Raw genomic sequence first — 15,565 nt, forward strand, 5'->3', positions numbered from 1 at the left:
ATCTACGGGAGGTAGAAGGGCATCGCGGGCGGTGGGCACCGGGCACCGACTCGTCGCGCCTTTCCTCTGCCACGTCGGACTGGTTGTGGCGAGAGGGCCGCCCCGTTTGAAACCCTGGACCGCTGCGCAGCCGAGTGAACATCTGTCAGTTGGCAACTGGGTGAAGTGCAAGCTGATGTGGACATCGCCCAGGAACCACGAAGAGCGCTCGTGCCGTCCCACAATTCCTCGCCCACGATCTGGCACCGCAAACGGACGACAAGGTTCGCAACGTACTGCTATCCGCTGCACCTGACGATGAGTTGCTACGACTCGCGACGTTCAGGCCCGGACGGTTCAACACAGCGTTGACGTTACTGCGACCAATCGGCGGGGCACTTGATCATCGACTAAAGGCGATCCACGATCTGCGACACCGTTGCGTCACTTGCTCGTCTCGGCCGGGGCGAGGTGGACCCCGAGCGAGCGATACCGTCGACGGTCGGCAACTTTAACGCTCGAGACCTACGCTGGCTTCTACCAAGAACCTGAATGTGCGGCAGAGGTGCCTGACGTCGCGCAACGATGCTGCAGCAACTACACAGACGTCGCCTCGATTCAAGCACCTGCCGACTCGGTTACGCCCGACCCGCACAAACGAGGAAGCCCCGACCGGATCTCTCCGGCCAGGGCCTCATCTACTTCTCAACCACAAGAAGACAGTGGTCGGAATCGGACTTCGTCCTCTTCCGCCGAGTCGGGGTGGCGGGATTCGAACCCACGACCTCTTCGTCCCGAACGAAGCGCGCTACCAAGCTGCGCCACACCCCGTGTGTAGCCTGCGATAGCTTACTACCCCACCCCTCGCACGACTAAATCCGCTGGTCGCAGCATCCCCCGGCAAGGCGCTTCGTTTACTCCACCCATCCGCCGGGGTATGCGGCGTCGAATCCACGGCAGTCGAAGCCACGGCACAGCCGGCAAGGAAAGGGATGACCTGATCATGCGACGCACCCGATGGACCACACGATGGGCGACCGCACTCGCGGCGGCGGCGATCACCGCGACGGGACTCTTCGCCACCGCCGCACCGGCGAGCGCGGCTCCCTTGCAACCGGTCGCCAAACTCGACGTGCAGCGCTACCTCGGTCAGTGGTGGCAGCTCGCCACGGTGCCGTCGTTCTTCGGTATCCGCTGCGCCAAGGACACCAACGCCACCTACACCCTGATCGATGCCAAGACGGTGGGCGTCGACAACAAGTGCACCTCGCCGACCGGGATGATCGACGGCGTGAAGGGCCGCGCGAAGGTCGTCGACCCCAAGACCAATGCCCAACTGGCGGTGCGCTTCCCGGGCGTTCCCAACAGCATCGACCTCGGTGATGCGCCGAACTACATCGTCTCCTGGGTCCAGGACGGCGCCACCCCGGATGCCCCCTATCGCTATGCGATCGTGGGTGATCCGACCCGGACGTCCGGCTTCCTGCTCTCGCGCGACAAGGTCATCCCGAACTCCGAACTCCGCAAGCTCCGGACCCAGATCGAGAAGGTCGGCTACAACTCGTGCACCTTCCTGGTCTCGCCGACCACCGGTGGGCGCAGCGACTACTCGCCGCTCTGCACCATCTGACCCGGACTCACCACACGGCCTGACCGGTGCGGTGCGGATCGACGACCGATCCGCGCCGCACCGCCGTACGCTCGAGGCGTGACCGACGACAGCGGCGCGGCCGGACAGCCGCGCGTGACCGACGGGGACGAGCCGCTGCGACGTGCGGTCCAACGAATCGCCGACGAGATCCTCTTCCCCGCCTCCGCCGACGTGGATCGCACCGGGTCGATACCGGCATCCCACTGGACCGCCATCGCCGACGCCGGGCTCTTCGGCATCGCGGCACCGACCACCGTCGGCGGCCCAGGCCTCGGGTTCGCCCAGGTGGTCGACACCATCGAGGTGATGGCCAGCGGCTGCCTCGCGACGGCGTTCACCTGGATGCAGCACCACGGAGTGGTCATCTCCCTCGCCGGCACCGACAACGTCACCCTCCGCGATCGGCTGCTCGCCGACACCGTGACCGGTCGTGTGCGGGCCGGCGTCGCCTACGCGGGGGTCGTCCCCACCCCACCTCGCATGCGTGCACATCGCATCGACGGCGGATGGCGACTCTCCGGCCATGCACCGTTCGTGAGCGGGTGGGGCATCGTCGACGTCCTGCAGATCTCCGCACGTGACGACGAGACCGACGACGTGGTCGCGGCGATCGTGCCGGCGCGTGACCAACCCGGCATCGCCGCTGTCACACCGTTGCCGCTCATCGCCGCCGACGCGAGCGCAACGGTGGCGATGGAGGTGGACGATCTCGTGGTCGACGACGCACAGGTCGTCAGCCGCGTCTCCCTCGACGACTTCTTCGCCACCCAGAACATCGGGGTCCGGCTCAACGGGACACTGCCGCTGGGCCTGGTCCGACGATGCGCGGCGCTGCTGGACCGGGGCGGTCACGCCCACGCGGGCCGGACGCTGCGCGAACGGGCGAGCGCGATCCGCACCCGTCTCGATGCCGGGATCGCCGATGCCGACGCACTTCTCGACGCGCGAGCCGAAGGTGCACGCCTCGCCGTGGAGGCGGCCGCGACACTCGTGGCCGCCGACGGCGGACGGGCACTGATCGCGGGCTCCGATGCCGAACGACTGGCTCGGCAGGCGACCTTCACGCTGGTCGCTGCCAGCCGACCGCAACTGAAAGATCTGTTGGTCGAGCGATTCAGCACCGGCGACGCAGGGGTCACGCCACCCGGCGGCGACACGGGAGGGGTCGGTGGGCGCTGATCCGAGCGTGACGTCGACTCCCTGGGTGGTCTGGCGATGGGCGCCCGCACTCGTCGGCGCGTTGACCGCGACACCGGCTGCGGCCGTGGCCGTCGCCGACGTGCGCGCGGGCGCCGCACTCGCGGTCGGGGCGATCCCCGCCCTCGTCCTGGGGGTGCCCCGGGATCGCCGCCGCCGCGCGATCCTGTTGTCCGCCGGGCTGATCCTCGGTATCCCGATGCTCGTCGGGGCGACAGTGGCACCGATCCCGGCGGTGGCGGTCGCGACGATCGTGGCCATCCCACTGCTGGCCACCTGGTCTGCGCCCCGACTGGGCAGACCCCGCCTGTCGATGCTGCTGATCACCATGGCGCCGCCGCTGATCGGGCTGGGGTTCAGCATGGACGGTTTCAGCTCCGGCGTGACCGTCACCATGTTGTTCGTCGCGGGCTCGGTCGTCGCCTACGGAGCAGCCCTCGCAATCCCCATCCGATGGATCGCGGACGCGCCGGAGGATCGTCCCACCCCCGTCCTACCCGGTATCGGCTACGGCGTCCGGGTGGCGCTGGTCGGCGCGATCACGGCATCAGCGGGTTTCGCACTGGATCTCGACCACGTCGGATGGGCCTGCGCGGCAGCACTGTTGGTCATACGTCCCGATCGGAACCTGCAGGAATGGCGCACCGTCGGCCGATTCATCTCGGTGTTCGTCGGCGCGCTCACAGCTGCGGCGATCGTCGACATCGCACCGCCGGCCGCTGTCATCGCCGCCGCCCTCGTGGTCGCGCTGGCGGCTGCGGCGGCCACCCGCGGCAGCCGGTGGTACATCCTGCCGACCTTCACGACGTTCCTGGTGATCCTGCTGCTCGCCTACCCCGACGTCGGCGAGGCGCAGAGCCGACTCCTGGAGCGTCTGGGCGAGACCGTCTTCGGTCTGGCCGTCGCCGCGATCGTCGGACTCGCCCGTCCGGCTCTCGTCGCGCGCGTACGCAGGCCGTCGAACACCCGGAAACGCGTCGTCGAGCCCCCGACCGACCCCGACGACGCGCCCTGAGGCTCGCGCGCCGAGAGCGCCGCGAGCAGTCCGGAGAGCCAACCAGGTCAGTCGGCGGTGCGCCAGGTGACGACCGCCCAGATGATGACCAGGTCGATCGCGATCACGATGATCGACCACAGCGGGTAGTACGGCAGCCAGAGGAAGTTCGCGATGATCGAGATCGCCGCGATCACGATGGCGGCGGCGCGCGCCCACACCGCGCCGGTGAACAGACCGAATGCGATCGCCGCTCCGATGATGCCGACGATGATGTGAATCCAGCCCCAGGTGGTGAGGTTGAATTGATAGACGTACTGCGGCCCCGCGACGATCAGATCATCGTTGACTGCTGCGACGATTCCCTGGAACAGTGCGAGCAGCGACGCCACCAGCAGCAGAATCGCTGCCGCAAAGGTCGTACCGGCGGCGATGCCCTGCTTTGCGGGGTGCGGATTGTCGATAGTCATGATTTGTCCTCCGACTCGAAGTGCACTATCTCGTGCACGGCGGCTTCATTCTGAGCCGTTTGTGCGCTTCTCGATGGAGAATGTCGGATATTGCAATCGAAAAGGACGGAATCCTTCACTCCCGGCCGCATATGCACGACCGTCAGCGACCGCGAATTCGTTTGCGACGATAAATTCCTTCAGACCAGTTCGCGACACGGAACCCGGCCGCTGTCCACCGCCACGCGCAGCTGCGCATGATCCGCGTCGTTCAGGTCGGCGTAACGCACCGCGAACTCTGCGATGGCTTCGTCGAAAACGCTGCCGACATCGACGAACTCGACGATGCGCTCTCGACCGGCGGTCCGCGCGTGGGCTTGGGCGAGAACCCGACCGCACAGTCGGGCGTACAGACGCATCTGCTGTGGCTCCAAGGCCTCGATCACCACCGATCCCTTGCCGTCGCGGAGCTGACGCACGTAGAAGTCGTGCTGTGCCAACGCATCGTCGACACCTGTGTGCCACCCCAGGAAGATGTCGCTGGCCGCCTGCATCAGGCGCTGTCCCTCGACCACCCGCGCGCCTTGGTTCGCGTAGACGTGCCCCCGGACGTACGGCGCCAACACCGACTCCTGAGCTTCCTTGAGCTGCAGGAACAGCGGATCGTCGAGGTCGCGGCCGCGGAGCAGCACGATCCACGCGCGGGTACCGACGCTCCCGACGCCGACCACCTTGCGGGCCACCTCGATCATGGTGAACTGATCGAACAGCGCTGCCACATGCGGCGCCAACACGCTCCGATAGTCGCCGAGACGTCGGTCGATCTCGGCACCCGCAACCCCTTCGGCCTCCCCGGAGAAGATCTCGCGGAGCGGCACCAGCAGAGGCGGATCGCTGCGGATCCGGATGGACCCGTCCGGTGCGGTCTCACACAGTTTGCTCAAGGCCTGCACGCTGTCCCGATGCCGGGCCTTGGTGAGCGCCTTCCGCGTACGCGCGGCCGTCGACGTGTCGAGCTTCGCGCTGATGCGCACCAGGTCCTCGTCCACGTCGATGTGGTCGTACCAGCATTCAAGCGTCGACTTCTTCCGACTGCGGCGCATCGACTTCCGGTACACCCGACCCACCTCGCGTGTGACGCGACGAACGTCCTCCTCGGCGAACCCGTTGCCGCGTGCCGCGACCGCCACGCTCGCCGCGAGTCGCTTCACATCCCACTCGAACGGACCGGGGTGGGTCTCGTCGAAGTCGTTGAGATCGAACGCCATCCGCCGCTCGGGTGTGTAGAAGAGCCCGAAGTTGCTCAGATGCGCGTCTCCGCATAGTTGCGTGTGGATGCCCGAGTCCGGGGTCGACGCGAGATCGGCGGCCATCACGGCGGCGGCACCGCGAAAGAAGGTGAAGGGGGTGGCGACCATGCGCCCGTACCGAACCGGGACGAGTTCTTGCACCCGCGAGCGCGCCTGCGCCTGCAGGATCTCGACCGGATCGAGACGCGTACTCGCGTCCGGTACCGCGGCCAACTCGTCGGGGGTGATCCCACCGTCCAGCGTCACACCCATGCCGACCTCCTCGCCGAGCGACGTCCCAGGTGTGCACGATCCCCACACCTGCCCGATCATTGTCGCGCAGGTCAGAGCCGTGCGTGGCCCGGTTCGGGATCGACGCCCGGTCGGGATCGGCGGACCCGTTCAGGCGGAGTCGCGGTGATGGAGTTGCAGTGTGACGAGTTCGGAGCGGATGCGGTCGGCATCGGGGCCGAGCCGGCGGGCCGCGACGACGTCGTTGCCGCGGTTCCGGCCATCGGGCTGGGCCACCCCGAATCCGAATGGGATGCGGGGCAATTCGTGGGTGCGCTGGTGAACCCGGTAGACGACCACTGCGGCGGGGACGGCGACGAGGACGAGGAGGGTGATCGCGAGAGTTGTCATGACATGAAATATGCGCCCACAAAGATCCGGCTGCCAGTGGCATGATCGTCACTCTTCGCAAACTTTCTGCCATACTGGTCCGATGCTGTCCACGGTGGCCGTGCTGCTACACGGCAAGCGGGTCTCCCTCTTCGAGTTCGGGGTGGTCAACGAGGTCTTCGGCCTCGACCGGACCGAAGACGGTGTGCCGTCGTTCGACTTCCGCATCTGCTCGCCGGAACCCGGCGTGCCGCTGAGTATCGGTAACGGTGCACAGGTGGTGCCGCCTTACGGACTCGACGCGTGCCTAAACGCCGACCTGGTCGCCATCCCCGGCGGCAGTACCGACGACGACTTCGCCCCCGAGGTGCTGGACACCCTGCGCCAGGTGGTCGCCAACGGTGGCCGCATCCTCACCGTGTGCTCGGGTGCGTTCGCGGCGGCGGCCGCCGGCCTGCTCGACGGCCGCCGCTGCACCACCCACTGGCGGTACGGACGCAAGCTCCAAGAGGACTATCCGAAGGCCGAGGTCGACATCGACGTCCTGTTCGTGGACGACGGACCCATCACCACGAGTGCCGGCACCGCGGCCGGAATCGACGCGAGCCTGCATCTGGTGCGTGAGGCATGGGGTCCCGATGTCGCCAACAAGATCGCCCGCCGGATGGTGGTCTCCCCGCATCGCGACGGTGGCCAACGCCAATACGTCGAGGCACCGGTGCCGGCGTGCGACTCCGACGGCTTCGGCGCGATGCTCGCGTGGCTGATCGAGAACCTCGACCAGGACATCGCGGTCGACGACCTGGCGAAGCGGATGCACATGTCTCCCCGGACCTTCGCCCGCCGGTTCGCTGACGAAGTCGGTGTATCGCCGCATCGCTGGCTCACCGAGCAGCGGGTGCTGCACGCGCGGCGTCTGCTGGAGTCGACCCAGCTGTCGGTCGAGGACATCGCCGGCCGCGTCGGATTCGGCTCGGCCACGCTGCTGCGCCATCACTTCCAAGGGGCGGTCGGGGTGTCCCCGAGCAGCTATCGCCGACGCTTCGCCGCGGTTGCCTCGGCCTGATTGCGGGATATCGACGAAGGTCCGTCACCGATGCAAGGCATGTGACTGGAGTCGTCGGCAGTCTTCTTACGGTCGGTGTCCCGACTCGGCTGTACCCGCTTCGGTTCGCCGGGCATCTTCGGATAGCTGGGCGGATACGGCATGTCGCCCAGGCCTTTCGCATCGTCGGCGGCGACCATCTCCAACAGCGGATCGATCGGCTTCCGGTGGTCGGCGATGTCGGCGAAGGGATCTCCGCGGTCGGCGAGCAGCTTCGGCACGGTCGCGATGGTGCAGTCCTGCGGGTTCACATCCACCAACTCGTCCCACGTGACGGGGGTGGAGACCATCGCGTTCGGCGTGCGCCGCGCGGAGTAGGGCGACGCCATCGTCCGGTCCCGCGCGTTCTGGTTGAAATCGATGAAGATCCGCTCGCCGCGTTCCTCTTTCCACCAGGAGGTGGTCACACCGTCGGGATCCCGACGCTCGAGTTCGCGCGCGACGGCGATGACCGCACGGCGCGTCGCGATGAAGTCGGCGGTCGGCTCGATCGGCACGAACACATGGATTCCCTTGCTGCCCGACGTCTTCGGGAACCCGACGAATCCCAGCTCGTCGAGCAGTGGACGCAACCCCTGGAGGGCCACCCGCCGCACGTCGTCGAAGCTGGTACCCGGCTGCGGGTCCAGATCGATGCGCAGTTGGTCGGGATGATCGTTGTCGGGCGCGATGGTCGGCCAGGTGTGGAAGGTGAACGTCCCCAGATTGGCACCCCAGACGATGTCGGCGGGCACGGTCGGCCGGATGGCATCACCGGTCCGACCGGACGGGAACGTGATCCGCGTCGACTCGACGTGGTCGGGACGCTTCTTGGCGATGTGCTTCTGGTAGATCTCCTCGCCATCGACACCATCGGGGAACCGCTGCAGGAACGTCGGGCGATCACGCACGGCGGTCATGATGGCGCCCTGGAGTGCCACCTCCCGGTAGTAGCCGACGAGATCGCGCTTGCGCCCGCCGTTCTCACCGAGTTCGGGAAAGTAGATCTTGTCGGGGTTGCTCAGCCGGACGGCGACACCGTCGACATCGAGTTCTTCGGCAGGCGAGGGCGAAGGCATCAGGACTCCTCTTCCAACACATCGTGCAGGTCGTAGGTGAGCGGGACCTCGAGTTGGTCGTACCCGCAGCTCTCCGGGTCACGGTCGGGTCGCCATCGCAGGAATTTGACCGTGTGCCGGAACCGCTGGTTCTCCATCTGGTCGTAGGCCACCTCGGCCACGAGCTCCTGTCGGATCGGGATCCACTCCCCCGACTTCTCCGAGCGCCATCGCGTCGGCTCGCCGGGCGCGGCGTTGTCGGGGTCGAGTCGCAGCGGCTCGAACATCTCCTGCAGCTCGATGCGCTTGGCATCCGAGAAAGCCCCCGAGCCGCCGACCATCCGGAGCTCGCCCTCGTGGTAGAGCCCGAGCAGCATCGACCCGAGGCCGGTGCCGCTCTTGTGCACCCGATAGCCGATCACCACGCAATCCGCTGTCCGCTTGTGCTTGACCTTCACCATCTCGCGCTTGTTCTGCACATACGTCCCCGCCAACCGCTTGCCGACCACCCCGTCGAGTCCGGCGCCTTCGAAGGCGGAGAACCACCCGGTCGCGACCTCGGCATCCTGCGTGACGCGGCTGACCCGGAACAGCCGACTGCGGTCGTCGGTGCGTTCGATCGCCCGCAACAACGTCTCGCGTCGGACCTCGAACGGTTCGTCGACGACGCTGGTGTCCTGCAGGGCCAGCGCGTCGAAGCCGATGAAGATGGCCGGTGTCTTCTCTGCGAGCATCCGCACCCGCGAGTCCGCTGGATGGATGCGTTGGGCCAGGGAGTCCCAGTCGAGCCGATGGGTGTCGCCGATCAGCGCCGGAACACCGATCTCACCGTCGACGACCACTTTGTCGGGGAGTTCGGCCTTGGCTGCGGCGACCAGTTCGGGAAAGTAGCGCGCGAGGTCTTTGCCGCCGCGTGATCCGATGGCCACCTCGTCGCCGTCTCGAAAGATCAACGCGCGAAAGCCATCCCATTTCGGCTCATACGACCACTCGGGGCCGTCGTCGGGCTGGGCGGGCACCGCCGTGACGGCTTTGGCGAGCATCGGGGCGATCGGTGGCATGACCGGGAGATCCACTCCCCCATGGTCTCACTTGTAGTCTCGACCGCAATGGAGAACCAGGATCGACCCGCCGGTCGCTATGCGCCGTCGCCGTCGGGGACCTTGCACGTCGGGAACCTGCGCACGGCCCTCCTGGCGTGGCTCTTCGCGCGGAGCACCGACCGTCGGTTCCTCATCCGGATGGAGGATCTCGATCGTACGGCCGTCGGCGCCGACGCTCAGCAACTGACCGACCTCGCTGCGCTCGGCATCGACTGGGAGCCGCCGGTGGTGTACCAGTCGGATCGTCTGGCGACCTACGCGTCCGTCATCGACGGCCTGTCGGCAACCGGTCGCACCTTCGAGTGCTTCTGCACCCGACGAGAGATCCTGGAGGCTCCGTCGGCGCCGCACACCCCGCCGGGCGCCTACCCCGGAACCTGCCGGCACCTGAGCGACGCCGAGCGCGCCGAACGTCGGGCCGCCGGCCGGCCACCGGCCATCCGAATCCGTACGGACGCCGACGAGTTCACCGTCACCGACATGCTCCACGGCGACTACTCCGGCAGCGTCGACGACTTCGTGATCCGCCGCAACGACGGCACCCCCGCCTACAACCTCGCGGTGGTCGTGGACGATGCAGCACAGGGGATCGACCAGGTCGTCCGAGGCGACGATCTGCTGTCGTCGGCACCCCGCCAGGCGTACCTGGCCACCCTGCTGGGACACTGTCCGCCCACCTACGCGCACGTCCCCATGGTCCTGAACCACGACCGCGTGCGGCTGAGCAAACGCGACGGGGCGGTGACGCTCACCGATCTCGCCGAGCTCGGACTGTCGGTCGGCGACGTGGTCTCGCGGATGGCGGTCTCCCTCGGCATGGCCGAGCCCGGCGAGCAGGTGACCGCTGCCGACCTCCTCCGGCGGTTCGATCCCGCCGCACTCCCGCGCGAACCCTGGCTCTTCGCGATCTCGTAGAAGTTCCTCCCGGTTTCCGGGAAGAACTTCTACCGATTCGGGGCTGGGTCAGACGGCGGTGGCGAGCAGCCTGGTGAGCACGTCGTCGAGGGTGATCACACCCACCACCACCCCCTCGTCGAGGACCAGCGCGACGTGACCGCGGGTGTCCCGCATCGTCGTCAGCGCCTGGTAGACGGGCTCGGTCGCCGACAACGAGAGCACCGGGCGCATCAGGTCGGCTGCCGTGGTCCCGGCCGGCGTCCGCAGGCTGTCCCGAACGTGCACCACGCCGTCGACATGTCCGTTCGCGCGGACCAACAGTCGCAGGTGGCCGCTGCTACGCGACCGCTCCTGGATCTCCGCCGCCGTCGCGGTCGGCAGCACCGTGCTGAGCTCGGCGTCCGGGCCCAGCACGTCGCGGACCGTCAGTGCCTCGAGTTCGAGCGCACTCGCCAGGTGGGCGTGGTACCGCTCATCGAGTGCACCGGTGGCCGCCGAGTGCTCGACCAACTGCCGCAACGTGTCCGGGTCCTGGCCGGAGGCCACCTGATCCACCGGCTCGACGCCGACCTTGCGCAGGCACCAGTTGGCGAGTCGGTTGAGCACGACGATGACCGGGCGGGTGACCCACATGAACGCCCGCATCGGCAGCGCCAGCAGGATCGCCGACCGCTCGGGATGCGCGATGGCCCACGACTTCGGCGCCATCTCACCGACCACGAGGTGCAGGAACGTCACGATGATCAGCGCGAGGACGAAGCCCGCGACGTCGGCGATCCACAGCGGCGCACCCCAGGTCTCGAAGAGCGGCGTGAGCCAGTGGTGCACCGCCGGTTTGGTGACCGCACCGAGCGCCAGCGTGCACACGGTGATGCCCAGCTGCGAGCCCGCCAACAGCACCGACAACTCCGACGCACTGCGCAATGCCGCACGCGCAGCGCGACTCTCGGACGCGGCATCCTCGATGCGATGCCGGCGCGCGGCGATCAGCGCGAACTCGACGGCGACGAAGAAGGCACTGGCCGCGATCAGACCGAAGGTCACGATCACGACGACCCATGGGTTGCTCATCGACCGACCTCCTCATCCGTCTCGCTGCCATCCTCGACGGGGTCGACCTCGATGGACAGGTGCAGTGACGAGGGGACACGCCGTTCGACCGCACGCACCTGCGCGACCAGATGTCGGCGCCCGACCGTGTCCGGCTGCGCGAGTAGGTCGGCGGAGTCGGGTTGGAGCGGGATCCGGATGACCTCGCCGACCGTCGGCAACCCGGCGAACTCGGCGATCACCAGACCGGCGATGGTCTCGTGATCCCCTTCGGGCACTTCATGTCCCACCGCTCGGGACACTTCGTCGATGTGTACGTCACCACGGACGGTCCAGCCGCCGTCGGCGTCGGCGGTGATGGGGTCGTGCGACTCGATGTCGTGCTCGTCGTCGATCTCGCCGACGAGTTCCTCGGCGATGTCCTCGACGGTCACCGCGCCGGCGAAACCGCCGTACTCGTCGATGACCAACGCCATCTCTTCGTCGACTTCCCGCAGGCGCACCAGGACATCGGGCAGGGGCAGCGAGACGGGTACCACCACGGCGGGACGGGACACCGCACCGACGGTGACCCCGTCGCGTTCGGCGTCCGCGACGGAGGCGGACCACGCGAGCAGATCGTGCAGCGAGATGATGCCGCGCAGATCGTCGGTGGTGTCGCCGACGACCGGGTAGCGCGAGTGGCCCGTGCTCATCAGTTCCAGCACGTCCGCGGCGCGATCGTCGACACGGACGTGGTCGACCGCGCGGCGCGGGATCATCGCGTGATCGGCAGTGCGGGTCGGGAAGTCGAGAACCCGATCGAGCATCACGGACAGCTCGGCCGGGAGTTCGCCGGCCGCACGCGATTCGGAGACGATGTGCTCCAGATCGCGCGGTGTCGCGGAGTGCTCGACGTCGTGCACCGGCTCGATCCGCAGTGCACGGAGGAGGAGGTTGGACGATGCGTCGAAGAGCGAGATCAGCCAGCCGAACAGCTTGAGGTACAGGGTGGTCGACAGTGCCAACCATCGGGCGACCGGCTCCGGGCGGGCGATCGCGAGGTTCTTCGGGAACAGCTCACCGAGCACCATCTGCACGACAGTCGAGAACAGGACGGCGAGCACGGTGCCGACACCGATGCCGACCGCCACCGGTACACCGATCCCGCTGAGCAACTCGCCGAATCCGCTACCGATCAGCGGCTCGGCGACGTAGCCGACCAAGAGTCCGGTGACCGTGATGCCCAGCTGGGCACCGGAGAGCATGAAGGACGTGCGTCGGGTGACGGTGAGTGCGCGCGCCGCCGATGCGTCTCCTGCCTCGGCACGAGCCTTCAGGCGAGAGCGGTCGACCGCCATGTAGGCGAACTCTTGGGCGACGAAGTAGCCGGTCAACGCGGTGATGAGCACCACGACGAGGAGACCGAAGAGGATTCCGAGGACGGTCAGCACGGGACCACCCGGGAGAAGATGCCGCGATCATCGGCGGCGGGGATCACGCCTGGGGCGTGGATGACGCTCGTGACCGTCGGGGACGGACCGGGGGCGTCGAGGTGAAGCGGGGCGGGTTCGGATCGTCGACGTTTTCGTCGGCGCTTGGCGCGTCTCATCGGCTCTCTCTGAGTCGGTGGGGGTCAGTGGTGAGAGTGTAACGAACCGGACATCGACATGGTTCCCCACTGTTCCTCGCGGTGAGGAATCCCCGCACGTCAGCTGTTGTAGAGGTCCTCGAGCTGGTCGATGGTCTTGCCCGACGCGTCGGTGATGATGTCGAGGATCTTGGGATAGACCCGCGAGTTGGAACTCACGATCGACACGTGGTCCTCGCCGTCGGCGATGACCAGGTCACCGATGCCCTTCCGGCGCTCGACCGCGTCGATGTAGCGCTCCGACAGGATCGGCGGGACCAGGGTGTCCTTGTTGCCGTGGACCGCGATCACCGGCATCGTCGGGTCGATGTTCTGGATCGGGTCGACCGATGCGTAACGCTGGGGCACCTGCTCGGGGGTGCCGCCGAGGACGGTGACGATCCGGTCGTTGCCGTGATGCGCCGCGTAGACCATGTCCAGCGGGCCGGCGAGGGACACGACCCTCGTCGGCCGGAACTTCGGGTTCGCGCCGACCTCGTTGGGGTTCAACTCGTTCCGGGTCCCCGACCACATCGCCAACTGGGCGCCGGCACTGTGCCCGACGACCAGTTCGTCGTCGGTGGTGATCTGCGGGTACTTCTTGTCGATCTCGACGACGTGGTCGAGTGCGTCTGCGACGTCGGTGAATGTGGTCGGGAATCCGCCGCCGGAACCCACCCGCCGATATTCGATGTTGTAGACCGCCATCCCGCGCTTCGCGAGATCCATCGCGTACGGACGCATCGTGCCCGCGTCCAGCTTCGACTTCCAGGAACCGCCATGGATCAGCACCACGAGCGGGATGGTGTCGACCTTCTGGTCACCCGCGGGCAGATAGAACTCTCCCCAGTTCTGCTGTGGATCCCGGGTGCCACGGGTCGGGTAGTCGATGCGGTGGACGGTGATCTCGTCGAGTCGCTCCACCGGCCCGGCGGCGCCACCCGCCCCGGCGCGTGACGACGACACCGCGGCGGCACCCGATTCGGCCGCGTCCGTCGAGCTGTCCGAGTCCGATCCGGATCCACAGCCGGCGACGAGCACCGCCACGACGGCGGTCAGGACGACAGACGTTCTCCGGATCGGCGGCACGGCAGCTCTTCTCACTCGGCGACCGCCGGATGCGATCGAACATCCTCCGGATTCTCGCATGAATTTTCGATCCGCCAGCCTGAATCGCCGGCCGTCTCGAACTCAGACGACGCCGAGTGCGAGCATCGCGTCTGCGACATGGGTGAACCCGGCGATGTTGGCACCGACCACATAGTCGCCCGGGCGACCGTACTCGTCCGCTGTCGTCAGACAGGTGTCGTGGATGCTGCGCATGATCACCGAGAGCCGCCGTTCGGTGTGATCGAATGTCCACGAGTCGCGAGAGGCGTTCTGCTGCATCTCCAATGCGCTCGTCGCGACACCGCCCGCGTTCGCGGCCTTGCCGGGCGCGAAGCCGACCCCGGCGCCGGTGAGCGCGCGGATCGCTTCCGGGGTGCACGGCATGTTGGCCCCCTCGGCCACGACCCGACACCCGTTCGCGATCAGTCGTTCAGCATCGGTTCCGTTGAGCTCGTTCTGGGTGGCACACGGGATGGCGACGTCGGTGGGCACATCCCAGATGTTCCCGGCGGTCACCACCCGTGCCGAACCACGTTCGCGGGCGTAGTCGGCGATCCGGCCGCGGCGCCCACCCTTGACGTCCTTCAGCAGCTCGAGGTCGATGCCGGCGTCGTCGACCACATAGCCGCTCGAGTCCGAACACGCGATGACCCGGCCACCGAGTTGCTGCGCCTTCTCGATCGCGTGGACGGCGACGTTGCCCGAACCCGAGACCACCACGCGCTTGCCGTCGAGGGCCTCGCCTTTCGCCGCGAGCATCTCCAGCACGAAGAAGACCACGCCGTACCCGGTCGCCTCGGTCCGTACCTGGGAACCGCCCCAGGCCAGACCCTTTCCGGTGAGGACACCGGATTCGTAGCGGTTGGTGATCCGCTTGTACTGACCGAAGAGGTAGCCGATCTCGCGGCCGCCCACCCCGGTGTCACCGGCCGGGACGTCGGTGTATTCGCCGATGTGCCGGTAGAGCTCGGTCATGAAGGACTGACAGAAGCGCATCACCTCGGCATCCGACCGACCCTTCGGATCGAAGTCGGAACCGCCCTTGCCACCACCGATCGGCAGACCGGTCAGCGCATTCTTGAAGATCTGCTCGAACCCCAGGAACTTCACCACACCCAGATAGACACTCGGGTGGAAGCGCAGCCCGCCCTTGAACGGTCCCAGAGCCGAGTTGAACTCGACGCGGAAGCCGCGGTTGATGCGCACGCGGCCTGCGTCATCGGTCCACGGCACGCGGAAGATGATCTGCCGCTCGGGCTCACAGAGCCGGGCGATCACCTCGGCCTCCGCGTAGTGCGGATGCTTGGCGAGCACCGGCCCCAGACTGTCGAAGACCTCGCGGACCGCCTGGTGGAACTCGACTTCTCCGGGGTTCCGCGCGACCACCTGGTCGTACAGATCCTGCACCTTCTCGTCGAGCTTCGGCATCGTCGCATCTGTCCTGTCTGTCGGGATCTCTCGTCCGAGCAGAGCC

The 15,565-nt window shown here is 67.3% G+C and carries 14 protein-coding genes and 1 tRNA gene; 5 read left to right on the forward strand and 10 right to left on the reverse strand.

All coding sequences use genetic code 11. The features are described 5' to 3' along the window. Positions 1-736 precede the first annotated feature (736 nt). Positions 737-810 (reverse strand) — tRNA-Pro (locus tag GS4_RS07215). A 172-nt stretch (positions 811-982) separates the two neighbouring features. On the opposite strand from GS4_RS07215, the gene GS4_RS07220 reads away from it, so the two are divergent. The 3 genes from GS4_RS07220 (at position 983) to GS4_RS07230 (ending at position 3,842) form a co-directional block, all read left to right on the forward strand. Continuing rightward, positions 983-1,609: a lipocalin family protein gene (locus tag GS4_RS07220; protein ID WP_007619038.1), complete on the forward strand. Its 627-nt coding sequence runs from the start codon at positions 983-985 to the stop codon at positions 1,607-1,609. 78 nt (positions 1,610-1,687) lie between these two features. After that, the gene (locus GS4_RS07225) at positions 1,688-2,809 is read left to right on the forward strand and encodes an acyl-CoA dehydrogenase family protein (RefSeq protein ID WP_007619040.1); all 1,122 of its coding nucleotides are present in this window, start codon (positions 1,688-1,690) and stop codon (positions 2,807-2,809) included. After that, the gene (locus tag GS4_RS07230) at positions 2,799-3,842 is read left to right on the forward strand and encodes an FUSC family protein (protein ID WP_007619042.1); all 1,044 of its coding nucleotides are present in this window, start codon (positions 2,799-2,801) and stop codon (positions 3,840-3,842) included. The genes GS4_RS07225 and GS4_RS07230 overlap by 11 nt, the downstream gene beginning before the upstream one ends. A 47-nt stretch (positions 3,843-3,889) precedes the next feature. On the opposite strand, the gene GS4_RS07235 is transcribed toward GS4_RS07230, so the two are convergent. From GS4_RS07235 to GS4_RS07245, 3 genes are all read right to left on the reverse strand, one after another. Further along, a complete protein-coding gene (locus GS4_RS07235; protein ID WP_007619044.1) occupies positions 3,890-4,291 on the reverse strand; it encodes a DUF7144 family membrane protein in 402 nt (133 codons plus the stop codon). A 179-nt stretch (positions 4,292-4,470) separates the two neighbouring features. Continuing rightward, complete coding sequence (locus GS4_RS07240; RefSeq protein ID WP_007619045.1) at positions 4,471-5,832, reverse strand: DUF2252 domain-containing protein; 1,362 nt, start codon at positions 5,830-5,832, stop codon at positions 4,471-4,473. A gap of 129 nt (positions 5,833-5,961) precedes the next feature. Further along, complete coding sequence (locus GS4_RS07245) at positions 5,962-6,201, reverse strand: hypothetical protein (RefSeq protein ID WP_040509762.1); 240 nt, start codon at positions 6,199-6,201, stop codon at positions 5,962-5,964. Positions 6,202-6,283: 82 nt separating this feature from the next. On the opposite strand from GS4_RS07245, the gene GS4_RS07250 reads away from it, so the two are divergent. Further along, the gene (locus tag GS4_RS07250; protein ID WP_007619047.1) at positions 6,284-7,246 is read left to right on the forward strand and encodes a helix-turn-helix domain-containing protein; all 963 of its coding nucleotides are present in this window, start codon (positions 6,284-6,286) and stop codon (positions 7,244-7,246) included. On the opposite strand, the gene GS4_RS07255 is transcribed toward GS4_RS07250, so the two are convergent. After that, entirely contained in the window at positions 7,210-8,343 is a 1,134-nt protein-coding gene (locus GS4_RS07255) for a DNA polymerase domain-containing protein (protein ID WP_007619048.1), read from the reverse strand. The genes GS4_RS07250 and GS4_RS07255 overlap by 37 nt on opposite strands. Next, on the reverse strand, positions 8,343-9,398 hold the full coding sequence (locus GS4_RS07260) for an ATP-dependent DNA ligase (protein WP_040509764.1): 1,056 nt from the start codon (positions 9,396-9,398) through the stop codon (positions 8,343-8,345). The genes GS4_RS07255 and GS4_RS07260 overlap by 1 nt, the downstream gene beginning before the upstream one ends. Before the next feature lie 33 nt (positions 9,399-9,431). On the opposite strand from GS4_RS07260, the gene gluQRS reads away from it, so the two are divergent. Further along, the gene (gene gluQRS, locus GS4_RS07265) at positions 9,432-10,340 is read left to right on the forward strand and encodes a tRNA glutamyl-Q(34) synthetase GluQRS (protein WP_040509766.1); all 909 of its coding nucleotides are present in this window, start codon (positions 9,432-9,434) and stop codon (positions 10,338-10,340) included. Positions 10,341-10,388: 48 nt separating this feature from the next. On the opposite strand, the gene GS4_RS07270 is transcribed toward gluQRS, so the two are convergent. From GS4_RS07270 to gdhA, 4 genes are all read right to left on the reverse strand, one after another. Next, on the reverse strand, positions 10,389-11,393 hold the full coding sequence (locus GS4_RS07270; RefSeq protein WP_007619051.1) for a hemolysin family protein: 1,005 nt from the start codon (positions 11,391-11,393) through the stop codon (positions 10,389-10,391). Continuing rightward, positions 11,390-12,805: a hemolysin family protein gene (locus GS4_RS07275; protein ID WP_007619053.1), complete on the reverse strand. Its 1,416-nt coding sequence runs from the start codon at positions 12,803-12,805 to the stop codon at positions 11,390-11,392. Before GS4_RS07275 ends, GS4_RS07270 begins: the two co-directional genes overlap by 4 nt. A 257-nt stretch (positions 12,806-13,062) precedes the next feature. After that, the gene (locus GS4_RS07280; RefSeq protein ID WP_439644616.1) at positions 13,063-14,085 is read right to left on the reverse strand and encodes an alpha/beta hydrolase family protein; all 1,023 of its coding nucleotides are present in this window, start codon (positions 14,083-14,085) and stop codon (positions 13,063-13,065) included. An 87-nt stretch (positions 14,086-14,172) separates the two neighbouring features. Beyond that, entirely contained in the window at positions 14,173-15,519 is a 1,347-nt protein-coding gene (gene gdhA, locus GS4_RS07285; RefSeq protein ID WP_007619057.1) for an NADP-specific glutamate dehydrogenase, read from the reverse strand. Positions 15,520-15,565: the final 46 nt, after the last annotated feature.

The organism is Gordonia soli NBRC 108243 (assembly GCF_000334455.1).
In the GTDB taxonomy this organism is placed as follows: domain Bacteria; phylum Actinomycetota; class Actinomycetes; order Mycobacteriales; family Mycobacteriaceae; genus Gordonia; species Gordonia soli.